General features: G+C 76.5%; 18 protein-coding genes. 12 read left to right on the forward strand and 6 right to left on the reverse strand.

What is annotated here, in order from left to right:
• Nucleotides 1–865, forward strand: an 865-nt coding sequence (locus tag ACI8AX_RS22645; RefSeq protein ID WP_456552128.1) for an aldo/keto reductase, incomplete at its 5' end; no start/stop codon positions are given.
• On the opposite strand, the gene ACI8AX_RS22650 is transcribed toward ACI8AX_RS22645, so the two are convergent.
• Complete coding sequence (locus ACI8AX_RS22650) at nucleotides 862–1,074, reverse strand: hypothetical protein (protein WP_456552129.1); 213 nt, start codon at nucleotides 1,072–1,074, stop codon at nucleotides 862–864. The genes ACI8AX_RS22645 and ACI8AX_RS22650 overlap by 4 nt on opposite strands.
• A gap of 137 nt (nucleotides 1,075–1,211) precedes the next feature.
• Between ACI8AX_RS22650 and ACI8AX_RS22655 the strand changes: the two genes are divergently transcribed.
• From ACI8AX_RS22655 to ACI8AX_RS22670, 4 genes are read left to right on the forward strand one after another with little or no spacing between them, the layout of a single operon-like run.
• Nucleotides 1,212–1,652 (forward strand): phage holin family protein, encoded by a 441-nt coding sequence (locus tag ACI8AX_RS22655; protein ID WP_456552130.1) that lies wholly within the window; start codon nucleotides 1,212–1,214, stop codon nucleotides 1,650–1,652.
• The gene (locus tag ACI8AX_RS22660) at nucleotides 1,649–2,074 is read left to right on the forward strand and encodes a DUF3618 domain-containing protein (RefSeq protein ID WP_456552131.1); all 426 of its coding nucleotides are present in this window, start codon (nucleotides 1,649–1,651) and stop codon (nucleotides 2,072–2,074) included. The genes ACI8AX_RS22655 and ACI8AX_RS22660 overlap by 4 nt, the downstream gene beginning before the upstream one ends.
• Nucleotides 2,071–2,373 (forward strand): DUF4235 domain-containing protein, encoded by a 303-nt coding sequence (locus tag ACI8AX_RS22665; protein WP_456552132.1) that lies wholly within the window; start codon nucleotides 2,071–2,073, stop codon nucleotides 2,371–2,373. Before ACI8AX_RS22660 ends, ACI8AX_RS22665 begins: the two co-directional genes overlap by 4 nt.
• Nucleotides 2,373–3,509 (forward strand): YihY/virulence factor BrkB family protein, encoded by a 1,137-nt coding sequence (locus ACI8AX_RS22670; protein WP_456552133.1) that lies wholly within the window; start codon nucleotides 2,373–2,375, stop codon nucleotides 3,507–3,509. Before ACI8AX_RS22665 ends, ACI8AX_RS22670 begins: the two co-directional genes overlap by 1 nt.
• A 3-nt stretch (nucleotides 3,510–3,512) precedes the next feature.
• On the opposite strand, the gene gcvT is transcribed toward ACI8AX_RS22670, so the two are convergent.
• A complete protein-coding gene (gene gcvT, locus ACI8AX_RS22675; protein WP_456552134.1) occupies nucleotides 3,513–4,631 on the reverse strand; it encodes a glycine cleavage system aminomethyltransferase GcvT in 1,119 nt (372 codons plus the stop codon).
• Between the two features lie 92 nt (nucleotides 4,632–4,723).
• Between gcvT and ACI8AX_RS22680 the strand changes: the two genes are divergently transcribed.
• A complete protein-coding gene (locus ACI8AX_RS22680) occupies nucleotides 4,724–6,238 on the forward strand; it encodes a leucyl aminopeptidase (RefSeq protein ID WP_456552135.1) in 1,515 nt (504 codons plus the stop codon).
• Between the two features lie 37 nt (nucleotides 6,239–6,275).
• Here ACI8AX_RS22680 and ACI8AX_RS22685 read toward each other — a convergent pair whose 3' ends face one another.
• A complete protein-coding gene (locus tag ACI8AX_RS22685; protein WP_456552136.1) occupies nucleotides 6,276–6,644 on the reverse strand; it encodes an oxidoreductase in 369 nt (122 codons plus the stop codon).
• Nucleotides 6,645–6,799: 155 nt separating this feature from the next.
• Here ACI8AX_RS22685 and lpdA point away from each other — a divergent pair, with 155 nt between their 5' ends.
• From lpdA to ACI8AX_RS22700, 3 genes are all read left to right on the forward strand, one after another.
• Nucleotides 6,800–8,179, forward strand: coding sequence for a dihydrolipoyl dehydrogenase (gene lpdA / locus ACI8AX_RS22690; protein ID WP_456552137.1), 1,380 nt, complete (start codon nucleotides 6,800–6,802; stop codon nucleotides 8,177–8,179).
• A 59-nt stretch (nucleotides 8,180–8,238) separates the two neighbouring features.
• Nucleotides 8,239–10,140 (forward strand): 2-oxoglutarate dehydrogenase, E2 component, dihydrolipoamide succinyltransferase, encoded by a 1,902-nt coding sequence (sucB, locus tag ACI8AX_RS22695; RefSeq protein ID WP_456552138.1) that lies wholly within the window; start codon nucleotides 8,239–8,241, stop codon nucleotides 10,138–10,140.
• An 84-nt stretch (nucleotides 10,141–10,224) separates the two neighbouring features.
• Entirely contained in the window at nucleotides 10,225–11,118 is an 894-nt protein-coding gene (locus ACI8AX_RS22700; protein ID WP_456552139.1) for a TIGR01777 family oxidoreductase, read from the forward strand.
• 4 nt (nucleotides 11,119–11,122) lie between these two features.
• Here ACI8AX_RS22700 and ACI8AX_RS22705 read toward each other — a convergent pair whose 3' ends face one another.
• Both ACI8AX_RS22705 and ACI8AX_RS22710 read right to left on the reverse strand, forming a co-directional pair.
• Nucleotides 11,123–12,775 (reverse strand): serine/threonine-protein kinase, encoded by a 1,653-nt coding sequence (locus ACI8AX_RS22705; RefSeq protein ID WP_456552140.1) that lies wholly within the window; start codon nucleotides 12,773–12,775, stop codon nucleotides 11,123–11,125.
• Between the two features lie 58 nt (nucleotides 12,776–12,833).
• Nucleotides 12,834–13,643, reverse strand: a complete 810-nt coding sequence (locus tag ACI8AX_RS22710) for a DUF6461 domain-containing protein (RefSeq protein ID WP_456552141.1) — start codon at nucleotides 13,641–13,643, stop codon at nucleotides 12,834–12,836.
• Nucleotides 13,644–13,760: 117 nt separating this feature from the next.
• On the opposite strand from ACI8AX_RS22710, the gene ACI8AX_RS22715 reads away from it, so the two are divergent.
• Both ACI8AX_RS22715 and ACI8AX_RS22720 read left to right on the forward strand, forming a co-directional pair.
• Nucleotides 13,761–15,002 carry an NAD(P)/FAD-dependent oxidoreductase gene (locus ACI8AX_RS22715; protein WP_456552142.1) on the forward strand — a complete coding sequence of 414 codons (1,242 nt, stop codon included), beginning with the start codon at nucleotides 13,761–13,763 and terminating at the stop codon, nucleotides 15,000–15,002.
• Complete coding sequence (locus ACI8AX_RS22720; RefSeq protein WP_456552143.1) at nucleotides 15,002–15,736, forward strand: Type 1 glutamine amidotransferase-like domain-containing protein; 735 nt, start codon at nucleotides 15,002–15,004, stop codon at nucleotides 15,734–15,736. The genes ACI8AX_RS22715 and ACI8AX_RS22720 overlap by 1 nt, the downstream gene beginning before the upstream one ends.
• Here the strand turns inward: ACI8AX_RS22720 and ACI8AX_RS22725 are convergent.
• Nucleotides 15,667–16,605, reverse strand: coding sequence for an NAD(P)-binding domain-containing protein (locus tag ACI8AX_RS22725; protein ID WP_456552144.1), 939 nt, complete (start codon nucleotides 16,603–16,605; stop codon nucleotides 15,667–15,669). The two genes, ACI8AX_RS22720 and ACI8AX_RS22725, sit on opposite strands and share 70 nt — an antisense overlap.
• Before the next feature lie 60 nt (nucleotides 16,606–16,665).
• Between ACI8AX_RS22725 and lipB the strand changes: the two genes are divergently transcribed.
• The gene (gene lipB, locus ACI8AX_RS22730; RefSeq protein WP_456552145.1) at nucleotides 16,666–17,313 is read left to right on the forward strand and encodes a lipoyl(octanoyl) transferase LipB; all 648 of its coding nucleotides are present in this window, start codon (nucleotides 16,666–16,668) and stop codon (nucleotides 17,311–17,313) included.
• The last annotated feature ends 454 nt before the right edge of the window (nucleotides 17,314–17,767 follow it).

Genomic DNA, 17,767 nt, shown 5'->3' on the forward strand with positions numbered 1-17,767 from the left:
CCGCCCCGCCCCACCCCCCCCCCGCCCCGCGCCCCCCCCCCCCCCCCGCCCCCCGCCCCCGCCCCCCCCCCCCCCCCCCCCCCCCCCCCCCCCCCGCGAGGGCCTGGAGATCTTCACCAAGGTCTACTGGCCGACCGGTCCGGGCCGCAACGACCGCGGCCTGTCCCGCAAGCACGTCACCGAGAGCTGCCACGCCTCGCTGCGCCGGCTGCAGACCGACTACCTCGACCTGTACCAGGCGCACCGCTACGACACGACGGTGCCGCTCGAGGAGACGATGACCGCCTTCGCCGACCTCGTGCGGCAGGGCAAGGTGCTCTACATCGGCGTCTCGGAGTGGCGGGCCGACGAGATCGCGGCCGGCGCCGCCCTGGCCCGGGAGCTGGGCATCCAGCTGATCAGCAACCAGCCGCAGTACTCGATGCTGTGGCGGGTCATCGAGGACGAGGTCGTGCCGACCTCCGAGCGCGAGGGCCTGGCCCAGATCGTCTGGTCGCCGCTGGCCCAGGGCGTCCTGACCGGCAAGTACCGGCCCGGCGAGCAGGCGCCCGAGGGCAGCCGCGCCGCCGACGCCTCGGTGGGTGGCTCGATGCGCGGGTTCCTCCGGGACGAGGTCCTCACCCGGGTGCAGGGCCTGCAGGCCGTCGCCGACGACGTCGGCCTGTCGATGGCGCAGCTCGCGGTGGCCTGGGTGCTGCAGAACCGGAACGTGGCCGCCGCCATCATCGGCGCCAGCCGGCCGGACCAGGTGCAGCACAACGTGGCGGCCGCCGGGGTGCGCCTGGACGACGACGTCCTCGCGCGCATCGACGAGGTGCTCGGCGACGTCGTTGAGCGCGACCCCGCCAAGACCATGCGCGGCTAGCTCGGCGCCAGCCCCATCGGGCCGTACACCCGCGTCTCGCCGTCCAGCAGCGTGACGGCGTGCACGCCGCGGGCCAGCAGCTCGCGCCAGTTCTCCCCGAGCCACGACTCGGCGTCGCCCTGGTTGTCCGACGGCGGGACCGTCACCCCGACCGACGCCGGGTCCACCGTCTCCCCCGCCGGCCCCTCGAGGCGCCACGTCCAGCTCATGGCAGCGAGGCTAGATCCCGGCGGGGGGACGGCGGCGGGGCACGCCGTCGCGACCTGTCTGTGATCACCGCCCGGGTTACGGCCGGCGCGCCGGGGGCATGCAGGTGCATCGACCGCCCCTGAGACCCGGAGGACCGATGACCGCCCCCTCGCCCACGGGCGCCTCGCGCGCGACCCCGCCCCCACCGGCGCCGGAGGACGCCTCGACCGGCGAGCTGATCAGCCGGCTGACCGAGCAGATCAGCACCCTCGTCCGCGACGAGGCCCGGCTGGCGCAGGCCGAGGTCACCCAGAAGGCCAAGCGGCTCGGGATCGGCGCCGGCCTGTTCGGCGGTGCGAGCCTGGTCGCGTTCTTCGGGCTGGCGGTGCTGATCAGCGCCGCCGTCCTCGCGCTGGCCGAGGCCCTGCCCGCGTGGCTGGCGGCGCTGATCGTCGCGGTCGTGCTGTTCGCCGTCGCCGGCGTCCTGGCGCTGCTCGGCAAGAAGGACGTGCAGCAGGGCACCCCGCCGGTGCCCACCCAGGCGATCGCCAGCGCCAAGGCCGACATCGCCACGGTCAAGAAGGCGGCCTCCCGGTGACCGGCCCGCAGCACGGCGCCTCCGGGGACGCCGGCGCGACCGACCCCGACGCCATCAAGGCCGAGATCGAGGAGACCCGCGCCCAGCTGGGCCGCACGGTGGACGAGCTCAGCGCACGCCTCGACGTCCCCGCGCGCGCCAAGGAGGGTGCGGCCCGCGCCAAGGACACCGCGGTGGAGACCTACCGGGAGAGCCCGCCCGCCGTCATCGGCGCCGGCGCCGCCGTCGTCGGCCTGCTCGGGCTCCTCGTCTGGCGGCGCCGGACCAGGCCGCAGCGGCAGGCCCGGCGCGAGGTGAGGCGCGAGGCCCGGCGCGCGGAGAAGGCGGCGGCCGCCCGCCGCGCGGCGACTGAGAAGGTGGCCCGCAAGGCCGCCAAGAAGGCGCGCAGGGCGAAGAAGAAGGCCGCGAGGAGGACCCGATGAGCAGGGGCGAGGTCAGCAAGGCGAAGAAGAGCAAGGGCAGCAAGCTGCTCTACCGCCCGATCGGTCTGCTCGGCGGCATCGCCGCGGGAACGGTCTCCGGCGTCCTCTTCAAGCAGGTCTGGAAGCTCGTCGCGAACGAGGACGACGCCCCCGGCGCGCTGCAGAGCGAGTACCGGATGCGGGAGGTGGTGCTGGCCGCGGCGCTACAGGGCGCCATCTTCGCCGCCACCAAGGCCGCCATCGACCGGGCCGGCGCCCGCGGGTTCTTCCAGCTGACCGGCAGCTGGCCCGGCGACTGATGGCCGGCACACGGCCGCGGGAGAGCGCGGTCGACCGCATCCGCGAGCGGGTCGAGGAGAAGGCCGCCCGCCGGGCGGCGGCGCGGGCGGCGCAGGAGCGGGCCGCCCGGGGGGAGTCCACGCCGGACCCCTCCCGGCTCCCGCCGGGGTCCCCGGGGTCGGACGTCCTGCCGGGCCTGCACGCCGAGAAGCCCACGCAGATCCCGGCGCGCGGGTGGAAGCAGATCGTCAAGCGGGCGTGGGCGGAGCACAACGCCGACAACATGCCGATCATCGCCGGCGGCGTGGCCTTCTTCGCCTTCCTCGCGATCTTCCCCGCGCTGATCGCGACCATCTCGATCTACGGTCTCGTCGCCTCGCCGGAGACCGTGGCCCGGCAGGTGGAGGACCTCGCCGACCAGCTCCCCGCCAGCGCGGCCGACCTCATCGGCGAGCAGCTCACCGAGATCACCCAGAACAGCGGCGGAGCGCTCTCGTTCGGCCTGGCGGTCTCCGTGCTCGGCGCGCTGTGGTCGGCCTCCGGCGGCACCGGGAACGTGGTCACCGCCGTCAACCTCGCCTACGACGAGGTGGAGACCCGCGGCTTCATCAAGCGCAAGGCGCTGGCGCTCGGCCTGACGCTCGGGGCGATCGTCTTCGTGCTCGTGACGTTCACGCTGGTCGCCGTCGTGCCGGCGGTCATCGACACCCTGCCCCTCGGCGTGGTCGGGACGATCCTGGCGCAGGTCCTGCGGTGGGTGCTGCTGCTCGGGGTCTTCGCCGGCTCGCTGGCCGTCCTGTACCGGGTGGCCCCCGACCGCGACGCGCCGAAGCTGCGGTGGGTGAGCCTGGGCGCCGTCGTGGTCACGCTGATCTGGGCGCTGGTCAGCCTCGGGTTCAGCATCTACGTGAACAACTTCGGCTCCTACGACAAGACCTACGGGGCCATCGCCGGCGTCATCGTGCTGATGCTGTGGCTGTACCTGACCTGCTACCTGGTCCTGCTGGGGGCGGAGATCAACTCCGAGGCCGAGCACCAGACCGCGGAGGACACGACCGAGGGCGAGCCCCAGCCGATGGGCCGGCGCGGCGCGGAGATGGCCGACACCCTGCCCGACCCGCCGGAGCCGACGAAGGAGTCGCACCCCGCGCGGTGACCGTCACCGGACGTGGGACTCCACGAACGGCGGGCGGACGACGGTGACCGGCTGGGGGCGCCCGCGGACGTCGACGGCCACCTCGGCGCCCTGCTCGACCCCGGCCGCCGTGTCGAGCAGGGCGAGGGCGATCCCCGTCCGCAGCGACGGGGAGAACGTGCCGCTGGTGACCTCGCCGATCCGCTCGCCCGCCGCGTCCAGCACGGGCATCCCCGGCCGCGGGATCCCGCGGCCGGTCGCGCGCAGCCCCCACAGCTGCCGGGCCGGGCCCGCCTCGCGCTCGGCGAGGAGCGCCTCCCGCCCCCAGAACGCCGGCTTGCGCCAGCCGACCGCCCAGCCGCTGCGCGCCTGGTTGGGCGTGATGTCCCGGGAGAGCTCGTGCCCGTGCAGCGGGTAGCCCATCTCCGTGCGCAGCGTGTCGCGGGCGCCGAGCCCGCACAGCCGCAGGCCCTCGTCGCTGCCGACCTCCACGAGCTGGTCCCACAGCTCCCCGGCCCGGTCCGCGGCGACGAGGACCTCGTAGCCGTGCTCGCCGGTGTAGCCGGTGCGGCACACGGTGACCTCGGCGTCCCCGCCGCCGGTGCCGGTCACGAACGACATGTAGGCCAGCTCGCCGGGCAGGCCCAGCAGCGACAGCACCTGCGGTGAGCGGGGCCCCTGCACGGCGAGGACGGCGATCTCGGTGTGCCGGTCGGTGACGGTGACCCCCGCCGGCGCGGCCGCGGTCAGCCGGGCGACCACCTCGGCGGCGTTCGCGGCATTGGGCACGAGCAGCACGTCGTCGTCCCCGTGCAGGTAGACGATCAGGTCGTCGACCACGCCGCCGGCCTGCGGCTCCCCGTCCGGGACGCAGCACAGCGTGTACTGCGCCTGGCCGGGCCCGATCCGACCGAGGTCGTTGGTGAGGCAGCTGTCGACGAACGCCGCGGCACCGGGCCCGCGCACCGTGGCGGTGCCCAGGTGGGAGACGTCGAAGAGGCCGACGCCCTCGCGCACCGCCGCGTGCTCGGCCAGGACGCCGCCGCCGGCGTACTCGATGGGCATCGACCAGCCCCCGAAGTCGGCCAGCTTCGCGCCGGCGGCGACGTGCCGGTCGTGCAGGGGCGAGGTCCGCGGCTCCATGCGGAGCACGCTAACGCGGCCCCGCTGCCGGGTCCCGGGGTGAGCTGGCCAGCCCCGGGGGGCAGCGGGGGCCTGTCACTAAGCTCGTCCGCGTGCCACCGCAGATCACCGCCACCGACCGCCCCGTCGAGAAGGTCCCCGGAGACGCCGTCGTCGTCGGCGTCGGCCGCGGCCCGTCCGGCCTGCTCGCCACCCCCGGCGCCGAGGCGGTGGACCGCCTGCTGGGCGGCCGGCTGCTCCCGGCCCTCGCCGACCTGGGCGCCCGCGGCGGCGAGGACGAGGTGACCCGGGTCGCGACCCTCGGCCAGGCCCCGTTCCCGGTGGTCGCCGCGGTCGGCCTGGGGGCCCCGGGTGCCGACGGCCGCTACGGCGCCGAGGCGGTGCGCCGCGCCGCGGGTGCGGCCAGCCGGGCCCTCAACGGCCGCGGCTCGGTCGTCACCCTGCTGGCCGCCGTCGGCGGGGCGCCGGACGCCGAGCGCCTGCACGCGGTGGGCGAGGGCGCGCTGCTGGGTGCCTACGAGTTCACCGCCTACCGCTCGGACCTGCCCGCGGACCGGCCGACGCCGCCGCGCGAGTACACCGTCGTCGTCCCCGACGCCGCCGAGGCGAGGTCGCCCCTGGCCCGGGTCCGCGCGGTCGCCGCCGCCGTCGCCCTGACGCGGGACCTGGTCAACACCCCGCCCAACGACCTGTACCCGGCGGAGCTGGCCGCCCGTGGCGCGGCCGCCGGCAAGGCGGCCGGCCTGTCGGTCGAGGTGCTCGACGAGGCGGCGCTGGCCTCCGGCGGGTACGGCGGCATCCTCGCCGTCGGCGGCGGCTCCGCCCGCGGCCCGCGGTTGCTGCGCCTGACCTACAAGGGCAAGAAGGCCCGGAAGAAGATCGCCCTGGTCGGCAAGGGCATCACCTTCGACAGCGGCGGCCTGTCGATCAAGCCGGCCGCCAACATGCACCACATGACCAGCGACATGGCCGGCGCGGCCGCCGTCATCGCCACGGTGTGCCTGGTCGCGGAGCTGGGCCTGCCGGTCGAGGTGACCGCCACGGTGCCGATGGCCGAGAACCTGCCCAGCGGCACCGCGTACCGCCCGGGCGACGTCCTGACCTTCCGCAACGGTCGCAAGGTGGAGATCACCAACACCGACGCCGAGGGGCGGCTGATCCTCGCCGACGCGATCGTGCGCGCGGCCGAGGACTCCCCCGACCTGCTCGTCGAGACCTCCACGCTGACCGGCGCGCAGCTGGTCGCGCTGGGCAGCCGCACGGCCGGCGTCATGGGCAGCGACGACCTCCGGGACGCCGTGGTGGCGGCCAGCCTGCGCAGCGGCGAGCCCATGTGGGCGATGCCGATGCCGCCGGAGCTGCGCAAGGGCATCGACTCGCCGGTCGCCGACATGGTCAACGCCAACGCCGACCGGATGGGCGGCATGCTCGTCGCGGCGCACTTCCTCGGGGAGTTCGTGCCCAAGGGGCTGCCGTGGGCGCACATCGACATCGCCGGGCCGAGCTACAACACCGGCGGACCGTGGGGCTACACGCCCAAGGGCGGCACCGGCGTCCCGGTCCGCACGCTCCTGGCGACGGTCGAGGACGCGATCGCCGACTCGTGAGGTGGGGAACGGCCCCGGGCAGGGCCCGCCGCGCGCGTCAGCGGGCGGTGGGGGGCCCGGGGTCCTTCTCCTTCTGGCGGGCGCTCCAGTCGCGCATGCGCTGCGGGTAGCCGGTGACCTGGGCGTCGTAGACCGGGATGCCCAGGTCGCGGGACAGCTTGCGGCCCACCTCGGGCCCGGCGACGCGCCGGCGGGTCCACTCCCCGTCGGCGGCCACCAGCAGGATCGTCGTCTCGGTGACGGCGGTGCGCGGCTCGACGTAGCCCTCGACGCCGCGCCGGGTGGCCACGAACTGCTCGAGGTGGGTCAGGTCCGCGCGGCCCGAGGCCCGGTCCAGGGTGCCGCGGCGGTCGCCGCCGCCGGACCCGCCCCGGCCCTTCCCGCGCAGTCGGCCGAACAGCCCCATCGCGCCGCCTCCGATCCCCGGTCGGCGGGTGTGTCGCACTCCGCCCGAGGACACCAACGGGGCGTCCGGCTCCCCCGTTCCCGGAGTGGCAGGATGGTCCCTGCCCATCCCCCGTACGAGCGACGCGGGGGCCGCAGGAACTCGAGGAGCCACTCGTGAGCGCACCCACCTCCCCCGCCGACCTGGTCATCCTCGGCGGTGGCTCGGGTGGCTACGCCGCCGCGCTGCGCGCCGCGGAGCTCGGCCTGTCGGTCGTGCTGGTCGAGAAGGGCAAGGTCGGCGGCACCTGCCTGCACAACGGCTGCATCCCGACCAAGGCGCTGCTGCACGCCGGAGAGGTCGCCGACCTGGCCCGCGAGGGCGAGCAGTTCGGCGTCAAGACCTCCCTGGCCGGCATCGACATGGACGGCGTCAACGCCTACAAGGACGGCGTCATCTCCCGGCTCTACAAGGGCCTGCAGGGCCTGATCAAGAGCCGCGGGATCACCTACGTCGAGGGCGAGGGCCGGCTGGCCTCCCCGACCTCGGTGTCCGTGAACGGCCAGACCTACGAGGGCCGGCACGTGCTGCTGGCCACCGGCTCCTACGCCCGGTCGCTGCCCGGCCTGGAGATCGACGGCACCCGCGTCATCACCAGCGACCACGCTCTCAAGCTGGACCGCGTGCCCGCCTCGGCGATCATCCTCGGCGGCGGCGTCATCGGCTGCGAGTTCGCCAGCGCGTGGAAGTCCTTCGGCGTCGACGTGACCATCGTCGAGGCGCTGCCGCACCTGGTGCCGCTGGAGGACGAGTCCTCCTCCAAGCTGCTGGAGCGCGCCTTCCGCCGCCGCAAGATCGGTTTCGAGCTGGGCAGCCGCTTCTCCGGTGTGCAGCAGACCGAGAACGGCGTGAAGGTCTCGCTGGAGAACGGCAAGGAGATCGAGGCCGAGATCCTGCTCGTCGCGGTCGGCCGCGGGCCGGTCAGCCAGGGTCTGGGCTACGAGGAGGCCGGCGTCGCCATGGAGCGCGGCTACGTCCTCGTCGACGAGTACTGCCGGACGAACGTGGAGACGATCTCCGCCGTCGGCGACCTCATCCCGACCCTGCAGCTGGCCCACGTCGGCTTCGCCGAGGGCATCCTCGTCGCCGAGCGGGTGGCCGGGCTCAACCCGGCGCCGATCGACTACGCGGGCGTCCCGCGGATCACCTACTCCGACCCCGAGGTCGCCTCCGTCGGGCTCACCGAGGCCCAGGCCAAGGAGCGCTACGGCGAGGTGAAGACCCTCACCTACGACCTCGGCGGCAACGGCCGCAGCCAGATCCTCAAGACCCAGGGTGCGGTCAAGCTGATCCAGGCCGTCGACGGCCCGGTCGTGGGCATCCACATGGTCGGCAGCCGGGTCGGCGAGCTGATCGCCGAGGGCCAGCTCATCTACAACTGGGAGGCCGAGGCCGACGACGTCGCCAGCCTCATCCACCCGCACCCGACCCAGAGCGAGGCCCTCGGCGAGGCGCACCTGGCGCTGGCCGGCAAGCCGCTGCACGTGCACGGCTGACCCCGCACCCCCTCCCCCGCAGCGCCACCCAGCGTCCCCACAGAAGGAGCCCCGCACCGATGCCGACGTCCGTCACCATGCCCGCCCTGGGCGAGAGCGTCACCGAGGGCACGGTCACTCGATGGCTCAAGCAGGAGGGTGAGCAGGTCGAGGTCGACGAGCCCCTCCTGGAGGTGTCGACCGACAAGGTCGACACCGAGATCCCCTCGCCCGCGGCCGGCGTGCTGACCAAGATCCTCGTGGCCGAGGACGAGACGGTCGAGGTCGGCGCGGAGCTCGCGGTCATCGGTGGGGACGGCGACGGTGGGGACGCCGGCGCGCCGCCCGCGTCGGCCGAGGACGCCGACGCCACCCCGCAGACGCCCGACCAGCAGGTGCAGGACGCCGACCCGGCCACCGACGCCGACGCCGGTCAGCCCGCTCCGGCCGAGGCCCCGGCGCCCTCCGGCGACGGCGGCTCCGGCGGCGGGGCCGCCCAGGGCGGCGGCGAGGGGACGCCGGTGACCATGCCGGCGCTCGGCGAGAGCGTCACCGAGGGCACCGTCACCCGCTGGCTCAAGGCGGTCGGTGACGAGGTGGCCGCCGACGAGCCGCTGCTCGAGGTCTCCACCGACAAGGTCGACACCGAGATCCCCGCCCCGGTGTCGGGCACGCTGCTGTCGATCTCGGTGAACGAGGACGAGACCGTCGAGGTGGGTGCGCAGCTGGCCGTCATCGGCAGCGCCTCCGCCGGTGGTGGCGCTCCCCAGCAGAGCGCCCCCGCGCCGCAGCAGCAGGCCGCTCCCCAGCAGGCCGCTTCCCAGCAGGCCGCTCCCCAGCAGGCCGAGCCGGAGCCGCAGGAGGAGACCCCCACCGCCAAGCCGGCCACCGAGACCCCGGGCGCCGACTACGGCTCGAGCGGGTCGCTCCCGGCGAAGTCCCCCACCGACGCGCCCGCACCGGCCCAGGCGGTGGCCCCGCAGGCGCCCGCGCCGTCGGGCGGGCGGTCCGACCCGTCCTCCGGCGACGGCGGCGGCCAGTACGTGACCCCGCTGGTGCGGCGGCTGGCGGCCGACCACGGCGTGGACCTGTCCACGGTGAAGGGCACCGGCGTCGGCGGCCGGATCCGCAAGCAGGACGTGCTCGCGGCCGCCGAGCAGGCCGCTCCGGCCCCCGCTGCGGCCGCGCCGTCCGCTCCGGCGGCGCCCGCGGCCCGGGCGACGACACCCTCGCCGGCCGCTCAGCCCGACACCTCGCTGCGCGGGCGCACCGAGAAGATGCCGCGGCTGCGCAAGGTCATCGCGCAGCGGATGGTCGAGTCGCTGGCGATCAGCGCGCAGCTGACCACGGTCGTCGAGGCCGACGTCACGCGGATCGCGAAGTTGCGCGACCGGGCCAAGCGCGACTTCGAGGCGCGCGAGGGCGTGAAGCTGTCGTTCCTGCCGTTCTTCGCGAAGGCCGCGGTCGAGGCCCTCAAGGCCTTCCCCTCGGTGAACTCGTCGGTGGACATGGAGGCCGGCACGGTCACCTACCACGACGCGGAGAACCTCGGCATCGCGGTGGACACCGACCGCGGCCTGCTCGTGCCGGTCATCCACGGCGCCGGGGACCTCAGCATCGGCGGGCTGGCCCGCAAGATCGCCGACCTCGCCGACCGGACCCGCAACAACAAGGTCAGCCCCGACGAGCTCGGCGGCGGCACCTTCACGCTGACCAACACCGGCAGCCGCGGGGCGCTGTTCGACACCCCGATCATCAACCAGCCGCAGGTCGCGATCCTGGGCACCGGCTCGGTCGTGAAGCGGCCGGTCGTCGTGTCCGACCCCGACCTCGGCGAGGTCATCGCGGTCCGGTCGATGGTCTACCTGGCGCTGACCTACGACCACCGGATCGTCGACGGCGCCGACGCCGCGCGCTTCCTCACCGCGGTGCGGGAGCGGCTCGAGGCCGGCCAGTTCGAGGGCGAGCTCGGCCTGCAGTGACCCGCTGAGAGGAGGGGCCCCGGGGGCCGCCGGGGCCCCTCTGCCCTGTCCGCTCCCCCCGGAGGTGGCTCGTTGAGGATCGCGGTGACCGGCTCGTCCGGCCTGATCGGCTCGGCGCTGGTGCCGGCGTTGAGCGGGGACGGGCACGACGTGCTGCGGCTGGTGCGGCGCACCCCGCGGACCGCCGACGAGCACCGCTGGGAGCCCCAGCACCGGCAGATCGACCCGGGGCTGCTCGCCGACGTCGACGCGGTGGTCAACCTCGCCGGGGCCGGCGTCGGGGACAAGCGGTGGACCGAGAAGCGCAAGCAGGAGATCCTGCGCAGCCGGGTGGACGCCACGACGACGGTGAGCACGGCGCTCGCCGAGGCCGCCGCCGCCGACCCGAACCGGCCGCGGGTGCTGCTGAGCGCCTCGGCCGTCGGCTGGTACGGCGACACCGGGGACCGCGTCGTCCGGGAGAACGCCCCGGCCGGGCAGGACTTCCTCGCGCACGTGTGCGAGCAGTGGGAGACCGCCACGGCACCGGCCGAGCAGGCCGGTGTCCGGGTCGTCCGGCTGCGCACCGGGCTGGTGCTCGGCCGCGGCGGCCTGCTCGGCCGGCTGGCCCCGGTCTTCAAGCTCGGGCTGGGCGGCCGGATCGGGTCCGGCGAGCAGTACTGGCCGTGGATCAGCCTCCGCGACGAGGTCGACGCGATCCGGTTCCTGCTCACCGCTCCGCTCTCGGGCCCGGTGAACCTCACCGGGCCGGCGCCGGTGACCAACGCCGAGTTCACCCGCGCGCTCGGGCAGGTGCTGCGCCGGCCCGCGAAGCTCCCCGTGCCCGGCTCCGCGCTCACGGCCGTGCTCGGCGAGTTCGCGCCGGTCGGCGTCCTCGCCGGTCAGCGCGCCGTCCCCGCCGCCCTGGAGGCCGCCGGGTTCACCTGGACCCACCCCGACGTCACCTCCGCGCTGCGGTCCGCGCTCGGCAAGGAGTGAGGCCTCACCCGGGGCGGCTCGCCGCGGCGATCCGCCAGCCCTCCGCCGTCGCGACGAGCTCGAGCACCACGGGGGCCGGCGCCCGGCCCGGGGCGTGCAGCAGCGGGCGCTCCTCGGGGTCCCCGGCCGCGACGACGGCGTAGCCGGCCCACCCGTCCCGGACCTCGACGGTGACCCGGTCCCCCGCCCTCGTCGCCCGCACCGGCCCGTCGACCTGCGGCGCGTAGCCGGAGAGGCGGTGACCGGCGGCCGCCAGCGTCCGCACCGCCTCGACGTCGGCGGCCCGCACCGGGCTGTCGGGCGTGTAGACGGCGGCCAGCCCGGCGACGTCGGCCCGCGTGAAGGCATCGGCGCGGCGGGTGTACAGCTCGGTGACGACGGACAGCCAGTCCGGCTCCGCGGCCGGTGACGGGCCGCCGGGGACGGAGGTCGCCGGGCCACTGGTCGCCGGGCCACTGGTCGCCGGGCCACTGGTCGCCGGGCCGGCCGTCGCGGGTGGGGACGGCGCCGCGCTCGCCGACGGCCCCGGTGTCGACGACGTCACCGTGGCGGACGGCGCCACCGCGGGAGCCGGCCGGGCGGCCGTGTCCGCCCACAGCCCGCCGACGCCCGCGGCCACCGCCAGCAGGACCGCGACGGCGAGCAGCACCCCGGCCACCCGTGGCCACCGGCCGCGCAGGGCGGGGACCCCGGGGATCCGCGGCCCCCGCCGCCGGCCGCCGTCCGTCTCCGGCGCGGGCCGACGCGCGACCTGGTGGGTGAGCTCCGTCCGCGGGCCCCGCCCGGTGGCCCCCAGCTCGGCGTCGGGCACGCCCGCCACCGGCAGCCGCACCGGCTCGGGGCGGCAGGCATGGCGCAGGTCCAGGGCCAGCTCCGCCGCCGTGGGCCGGTCGGACGGGTCGGCGGCGAGGCCGCGGGCGATGACGTCGCGCAGCGCGGGCGGGGCCTCGGGGGCGAGCAGGTCCAGGTCGGGGAGCTCCCCGGCCGCGGCCACGCCGAGGGTGTCGGCCGGGGTCGCGGCGTTCCACGGGGCCACCCCGGTGAGGGCGTGGAAGGCCGCCGCCGCCGCGCCGAACACGTCCGACGCCGGCCCGGGCGCGCCGCCGCGGGCCACCGTCGGGTCGACGTAGGGCGGAGTCACCTCCCCCGCGGCCGCCTCGCCGAGCACCCGGGCCACCCCGAGGTCGGTGAGCACGGGCCTGCCCTCGGCGGTGAACACGATGTTCCCCGGGGACAGGTCGCCGTGGACGACGCCGGCCTCGTGCGCCGCGGCGAGGGCGGCGGCGACCGGCGCGAGCGTCGTCACCACCTCGCCGGGGCGCAGCCGGCCGCGCCGGGCCAGCAGCGCGGCGAGGCTCCCGCCCTCCAGCAGCTCGAGCACGAGGGCGACGCGCGCCCGGCCGCCGCGGCGCGGCTGGTGCACCACCTCGACCAGGCGGACCAGGTGCGGGTGGTCGAGCTCCCCCAGCAGCGCCGCCTCGCGCGCCTGCCGCTCCGGGTCGCCGGCGACGAGCACCTTGACCGCCACCGCGTGCCCACCGCCGCGCGGGACGGCGCGCCACACCTCCCCCGAGCCGCCGCGGCCGAGCAGCTGCTCGAGGCGGTAGCCCGGGACGAGCGGGGGCTCGGGAACGGGTCGGGGGTTCTGCTCCGGCACGCGCGGCACCGTAGGCCGACCCGCGCCCACCTCGCTCCGGCCGTCCACAGGCCGGGCGTTACAGCCGCTGCACGCCGCCCCCGTCGCCCGGCCGCCGCACCTCCAGGCGGACGACGTCCCCCTCCGCCAGCTCGAAGTGGACCAGCTCGCTGGTCGTCCGCCCCCACCGGGTGCGGATCCGGTGCGGCCCGGTGCGCAGCCGGTGGTCGACGGACTCGCCCCGCCGCAGCGACGCCTGCTCCGTGCCGTCGATCTCGAGGACGAGCCGGCGCAGCAGGCCGCCGTCGTCGGCCGGGCGCGTGAGGTGCACGGTCCCGCGCGGCGGCGCATCCGGTTCGGGCGGCCCCGCGGCGAGCCAGGTGGGGTGCGGGGTCTCGAGGAGCCAGGAGCCCTCGACCGGGACGCCGGTGAGCCGCGTGGCCAGCTCCAGGGCGAGCGCGTACGGGTCCGCGTCGTCGGAACCGAAGGGGAGCCCCTCCTCCTCGGGCAGCGGGTCCCCCTCCTCGTCGTCGAAGAGCACCGGGTCGAACGCGCGGACCATCGCGCCGTCGCGGGCCAGGACGAACTCCGACGTCGCCTTGACGCTCCAGTAGACGGAGACGGCCTCCCCGCGGCGGGACAACGCCTCGACGACATGGGTCTGCGAGGTCCAGTAGCCGTTGGGCTCGACCACGACCACCCAGCCGTCCCGCTCGGCCAGCTGGACCGGCTGCGCATCCCGGCGCAGGTCCTGCAGCGCCTCCGCGTCGCCGAAGGTCAGCCGGCGTCCGGTGTCCCAGTCGACCGCCAGCAGGTCCCCCACCTCCCGCGGGTCCAGGCCGCGGACGAAGGTGATCGTCACGGCCTCCGGCAGCCAGTCGTCGTCCATGCCACGCCTCCCGGGATCCGGCGCCGGACTGTGCCGGACCACCGCGGCGCGGGCAATCGCCCTCCCGGGTAATCGGCCCACCGGGTGGGCCGTGCGGGTGCGCCCTAGGTTCGGGGCATGCCCGTCCCCGCACGCGCCGAGGTCGTCGTGGTCGGCGCCGGCCTCGCCGGCCTGTCCGCCGCCGTCCGCCTCGCCGAGACCGGCTGCGACGTGCACGTGGTCGAGGCCGGCGGGCACGCCGGCGGGCGCCTGGCCTCCGAGCGGGTGGACGGGTTCGTCGTCGACCGCGGGTTCCAGGTGCTCAACACCGGCTACCCGCGCGTCGCCGCCGACCTCGACGTCCCCGCCCTGGGGATGGGCTGGTTCTGGCCGGGGGCGGTGCTGCGGGCCGACGGCCGCGCGCACCGCGTCGTCGACCCCCGCCGGCACCCGGCCACGGCGCCGGCCACGCTGCGCGCCCCGATCGGGTCGCTGCTGGCCAAGGGAGCGATCGCGGCCTACTCCGCCCAGGCCGGCTACACACCGGTCCCCTGGTTGCTGCGGCAGCCCGAGACCACGGCGGAGGTGCGGCTTCGCGCGGCGGGCGTCGGCGAGCGGGCGCTCGAGCGCTTCTTCCGCCCGTTCCTCGCCGGTGTCCTGCTCGAGTCGGAGCTGGAGACGTCGAGCCGGTACCTCGACCTGCTGTGGCGGAGCTTCGCCCGCGGCCGGATCGGCCTGCCCGCGCGTGGCATGCAGTCGGTCGGCGAGCAGCTGGCCGCACGCCTGGGCACCGCGAGGCTCCACCTCCACCTGAGGGTGAGCCGGGTGACGTCGGGCGAGGTGACCACGGCCGACGGTCCGGTCCGAGCCGACGCCGTCGTCGTCGCCACCGACCCCGGCACCGCCGCCACCCTGCTGCCGGGGCTCGGCGCCTCCGCGCCGCGGCAGGTCACCACCCACCTGCACGTGCTCCCGTCCTCCCCGTGGCGCGACCCGCTCGTCGTCCTGGGGACGCCCGGCGGGAAGCTGGTCAACAGCGTCGTCCTCACCGACGCGCAGCCCGCCTACTCCCCCGACGGCCGGGCGCTGGTGGCCAGCTCCACGCTGGAGCCGACGACCGAGGCGCAGGTGCGCGAGGAGGTCGCCCGGCTGCACGGCGTCGCGACGGCGGAGCTGGGCCACCTCACGTCGGTGACCGTCCCGGGCGCGCAGCCGGCTGCCCTCCCGCCGCTGCGGCTGCGCCGGCCGGTGGACCTCGGGGAGGGGCTGTACGTCTGCGGCGACCACCGCGACACCCCCTCGATCCAGGGCGCGATGGCCAGCGGCGCCCGCGCCGCCCGGGCCGTCCTCCGCTCGCTCCGCCCGCAGGCGGCCGCCTGATGCCCGCCGCCGCCCCGACCGTCCTCGCCACGAGCACCGGCTTCGACCCACGCGGCCGCGGGCCCTACGACTGGGCGCCGGGGCCGGTGTTCGACCTGGCCGTGGAGCTGGCGGGCGCCCCGGCCGAGCCCCGCCTCTGCTACCTCGGCACCGCCACCGGCGACGACCCGGCGCGGATCGCGGGTGTCTACGGCGCCTTCGCCGGCAGCGCCGTCCGGGTCAGCCACCTGAGCCTGTTCCCCATGCCGACGGTGCCCGACGTGCGGGCCCACCTGCTCGCCCAGGACGTCGTCTGGGTGGGCGGCGGCAGCGTGGCCAACCTGCTGGCGGTGTGGCGGGTGCACGGCCTCGACGAGGTGTTCCGGGAGGCGTGGGCGGCCGGCGTCGTCCTCGGCGGGGTGTCGGCCGGCTCGCTGTGCTGGCACGTCGGCGGCAACACCGACTCCTACGGCCCGGACCTGCGACCGGTGACGAACGGCCTGGCGCTCATCCCGGCGTCCAACAGCGTCCACTACGACTCCGAGGCGCAGCGCCGGCCGCTGTACCAGCGCCTCGTCGCCGACGGCACGCTGCCGCCCGGGCACGCCACGGACGACGGCGTGGGCCTGGTCTACCGCGGCACCGAGCTCGTGGAGGCGGTCGCCGACCGGCCGGGCGCGGGCGCCTACCGCGTCGAGCCCGGACCCGACGGCACCGCGGTCGAGACGCGGATCCCGCCGCGCCGGCTGCGCTGACCGACCCCTGCCACCGCCGTCAGGCCCTCACCCGCCCGCCCCTCCGCCACGAGGTCCGCCAGCGTGGCGCCCACCGCGGTCAGGCCGCCGTCGCCGAGCGGCCGGCCGGCGCGCAGGTCCACCAGCCGGCGGACGACGTCCAGGTGCTGCCCGAGATCGGCCGGCCCCGGGGGGAAGCGGTCCTGGCGGAGCTCGGCGACGGTGCCCGGCACCCCGGCGACGACGTGCCCGAGCTGCGTGACCACGGTCGCGGCGAACGCGTCCAGGTCGACGCCCGCCTCGCGGGCCGCGTCGAGCGCGCGCAGGACGCCGAGCTGGGCGTCGTACCAGACCCCGAGCAGGGCCAGGTCCCACGCGGCCGCCGCCTCCGCCGTCTCCCCGGCGTGACGGGTGCGGCCCAGCACGCCGAGCGTCGCGCCGTGCCGCTCGACGGCGGCCGGCGAGCCGCTGACCAGGAGCGTCACCGCCTCCGTGCCGATGTCCGCGGCCGCTCCCTGCAGGCCGACCTGCAGGAAGTGGGCGCCCACCTCCGCGGCGCGGACGGCCAGCCGGCGCGCTCCGTCGGGGTCCGCGGTGCCGAGGGCGGCGAGCGTCCGCCCGCCCAGGTCCCCGGACAGCGACGCGAGGCAGTCGAGCGCCGTCCGGGGGTCGGGGAGCGTCAGCAGCGCGAGGCCGCTGCCGGCCACCGCCTCCGCCACCGACCGCGCGGGCCGGGCACCCCGGCCGACCGGGTCCTCGGTGCGCTGCGGGGTGCGGTTCCACACCACGACGTCGCGCCCGTCCTCCAGCAGCCGGCGCGCCACCGCCGTGCCGACCGCCCCCGTGCCGATCACCGCCACCGTGTCGGTCACCGCCGCGTCGTCCGCCATGCCGGGAGCGTCCGCCCTCGAGCGCACTGGAGGTCAAGCAGCGGGCCTACGCTGAGCAGCGTGACCGATCTGCGCGTGATCCGGGCCGGGCTCGTCGACTACGAGGAGGCCTGGGCGCGCCAGCGCGAGCTGCACGCCGCCCGGGTCGCCGGCACCGGCCCCGACACGATGCTGCTGCTGGAGCACCCGCCCGTCTACACCGCCGGCAAGCGCACGGAGCCGCACGAGCGCCCCTTCGACGGCACGCCGGTCATCGACGTCGACCGCGGCGGGAAGATCACCTGGCACGGCCCGGGGCAGCTGGTCGGCTACCCGATCGTCGCGCTGCCGGACCCGGTGGACGTCGTCGCGCACGTCCGCCGGCTGGAGGAGGCGCTCATCGAGGTGTGCGCGGGCTTCGGTCTGGCCACCGAGCGGGTCGAGGGCCGCAGCGGCGTCTGGGTGCGGGCCGACGAGCGCGGCCCCGACCGCAAGGTGGCGGCCATCGGCGTCCGGGTCGCCCGCGGCGTGACCATGCACGGCTTCGCGCTCAACTGCGACCCCGACATGGCCGCCTTCGGCAACATGATCCCGTGCGGGATCGTCGACGCCGGCGCGACGTCTCTGACCGCCGAGCTGGGCCGCGACGTGACCGTCGCCGAGGCGATCGACCCGGTGGAGACGGCGATGCGGCGGGTGCTCTCGCTGCAGCCCGCGCCGGCCGCCTGACCGCGTGGCGGCGCTGCCGGTCAGCACCTACGTCAGCCTGCCCACGTCCCGCCGCTCGGACGCCGCCGTCCCGACCTGAGCCGCGCGGCCCCGTCCTGAGGAGGACGGGGTCCTCCACGCGGCTGCGCCACACGTCCCGGGTGACCGTCGCCCCGTGCGACGTCCGGGGGCGGGTGCGCGGACCGGCCGTGGAGGGGACGTCGGGGTTCGTCCCGCGCGAGGAGTGGCCGCAGGCGCCGGCCGCGCTGCGCCTACGGGCCGCGGTCCACCCTCGGGCACACCACCTCACCGCTGGTGCACCGGCTGCTGCGCCGTCCCGGCGACCGCCACGAGCTGATCCGCGTCCGCCCGGCCCGGGTGGAGTGGGGGGGGGGCGGGGCGGGGCCGGCCCCCCCACCCCGGAGCCCCCCACCCACTTGTCCACCCGGGCCGGGGCCGCGCCCCCCCCGCGGCC

It is taken from the genome of Blastococcus sp. SYSU D00813 (assembly GCF_054050735.1).

Coding starts and splice junctions, on each gene's coding strand:
- ACI8AX_RS22650 (WP_456552129.1), bottom strand. CDS start 1,074: ATGAGCTGGACGTGGCGCCTCGAGGGGCCGGCGGGGGAGACGGTGGAC.
- ACI8AX_RS22655 (WP_456552130.1), top strand. CDS start 1,212: ATGACCGCCCCCTCGCCCACGGGCGCCTCGCGCGCGACCCCGCCCCCA.
- ACI8AX_RS22665 (WP_456552132.1), top strand. CDS start 2,071: ATGAGCAGGGGCGAGGTCAGCAAGGCGAAGAAGAGCAAGGGCAGCAAG.
- ACI8AX_RS22670 (WP_456552133.1), top strand. CDS start 2,373: ATGGCCGGCACACGGCCGCGGGAGAGCGCGGTCGACCGCATCCGCGAG.
- gcvT (WP_456552134.1), bottom strand. CDS start 4,631: ATGGAGCCGCGGACCTCGCCCCTGCACGACCGGCACGTCGCCGCCGGC.
- ACI8AX_RS22685 (WP_456552136.1), bottom strand. CDS start 6,644: ATGGGGCTGTTCGGCCGACTGCGCGGGAAGGGCCGGGGCGGGTCCGGC.
- sucB (WP_456552138.1), top strand. CDS start 8,239: ATGCCGACGTCCGTCACCATGCCCGCCCTGGGCGAGAGCGTCACCGAG.
- ACI8AX_RS22710 (WP_456552141.1), bottom strand. CDS start 13,643: ATGGACGACGACTGGCTGCCGGAGGCCGTGACGATCACCTTCGTCCGC.
- ACI8AX_RS22715 (WP_456552142.1), top strand. CDS start 13,761: ATGCCCGTCCCCGCACGCGCCGAGGTCGTCGTGGTCGGCGCCGGCCTC.
- ACI8AX_RS22720 (WP_456552143.1), top strand. CDS start 15,002: ATGCCCGCCGCCGCCCCGACCGTCCTCGCCACGAGCACCGGCTTCGAC.
- ACI8AX_RS22725 (WP_456552144.1), bottom strand. CDS start 16,605: ATGGCGGACGACGCGGCGGTGACCGACACGGTGGCGGTGATCGGCACG.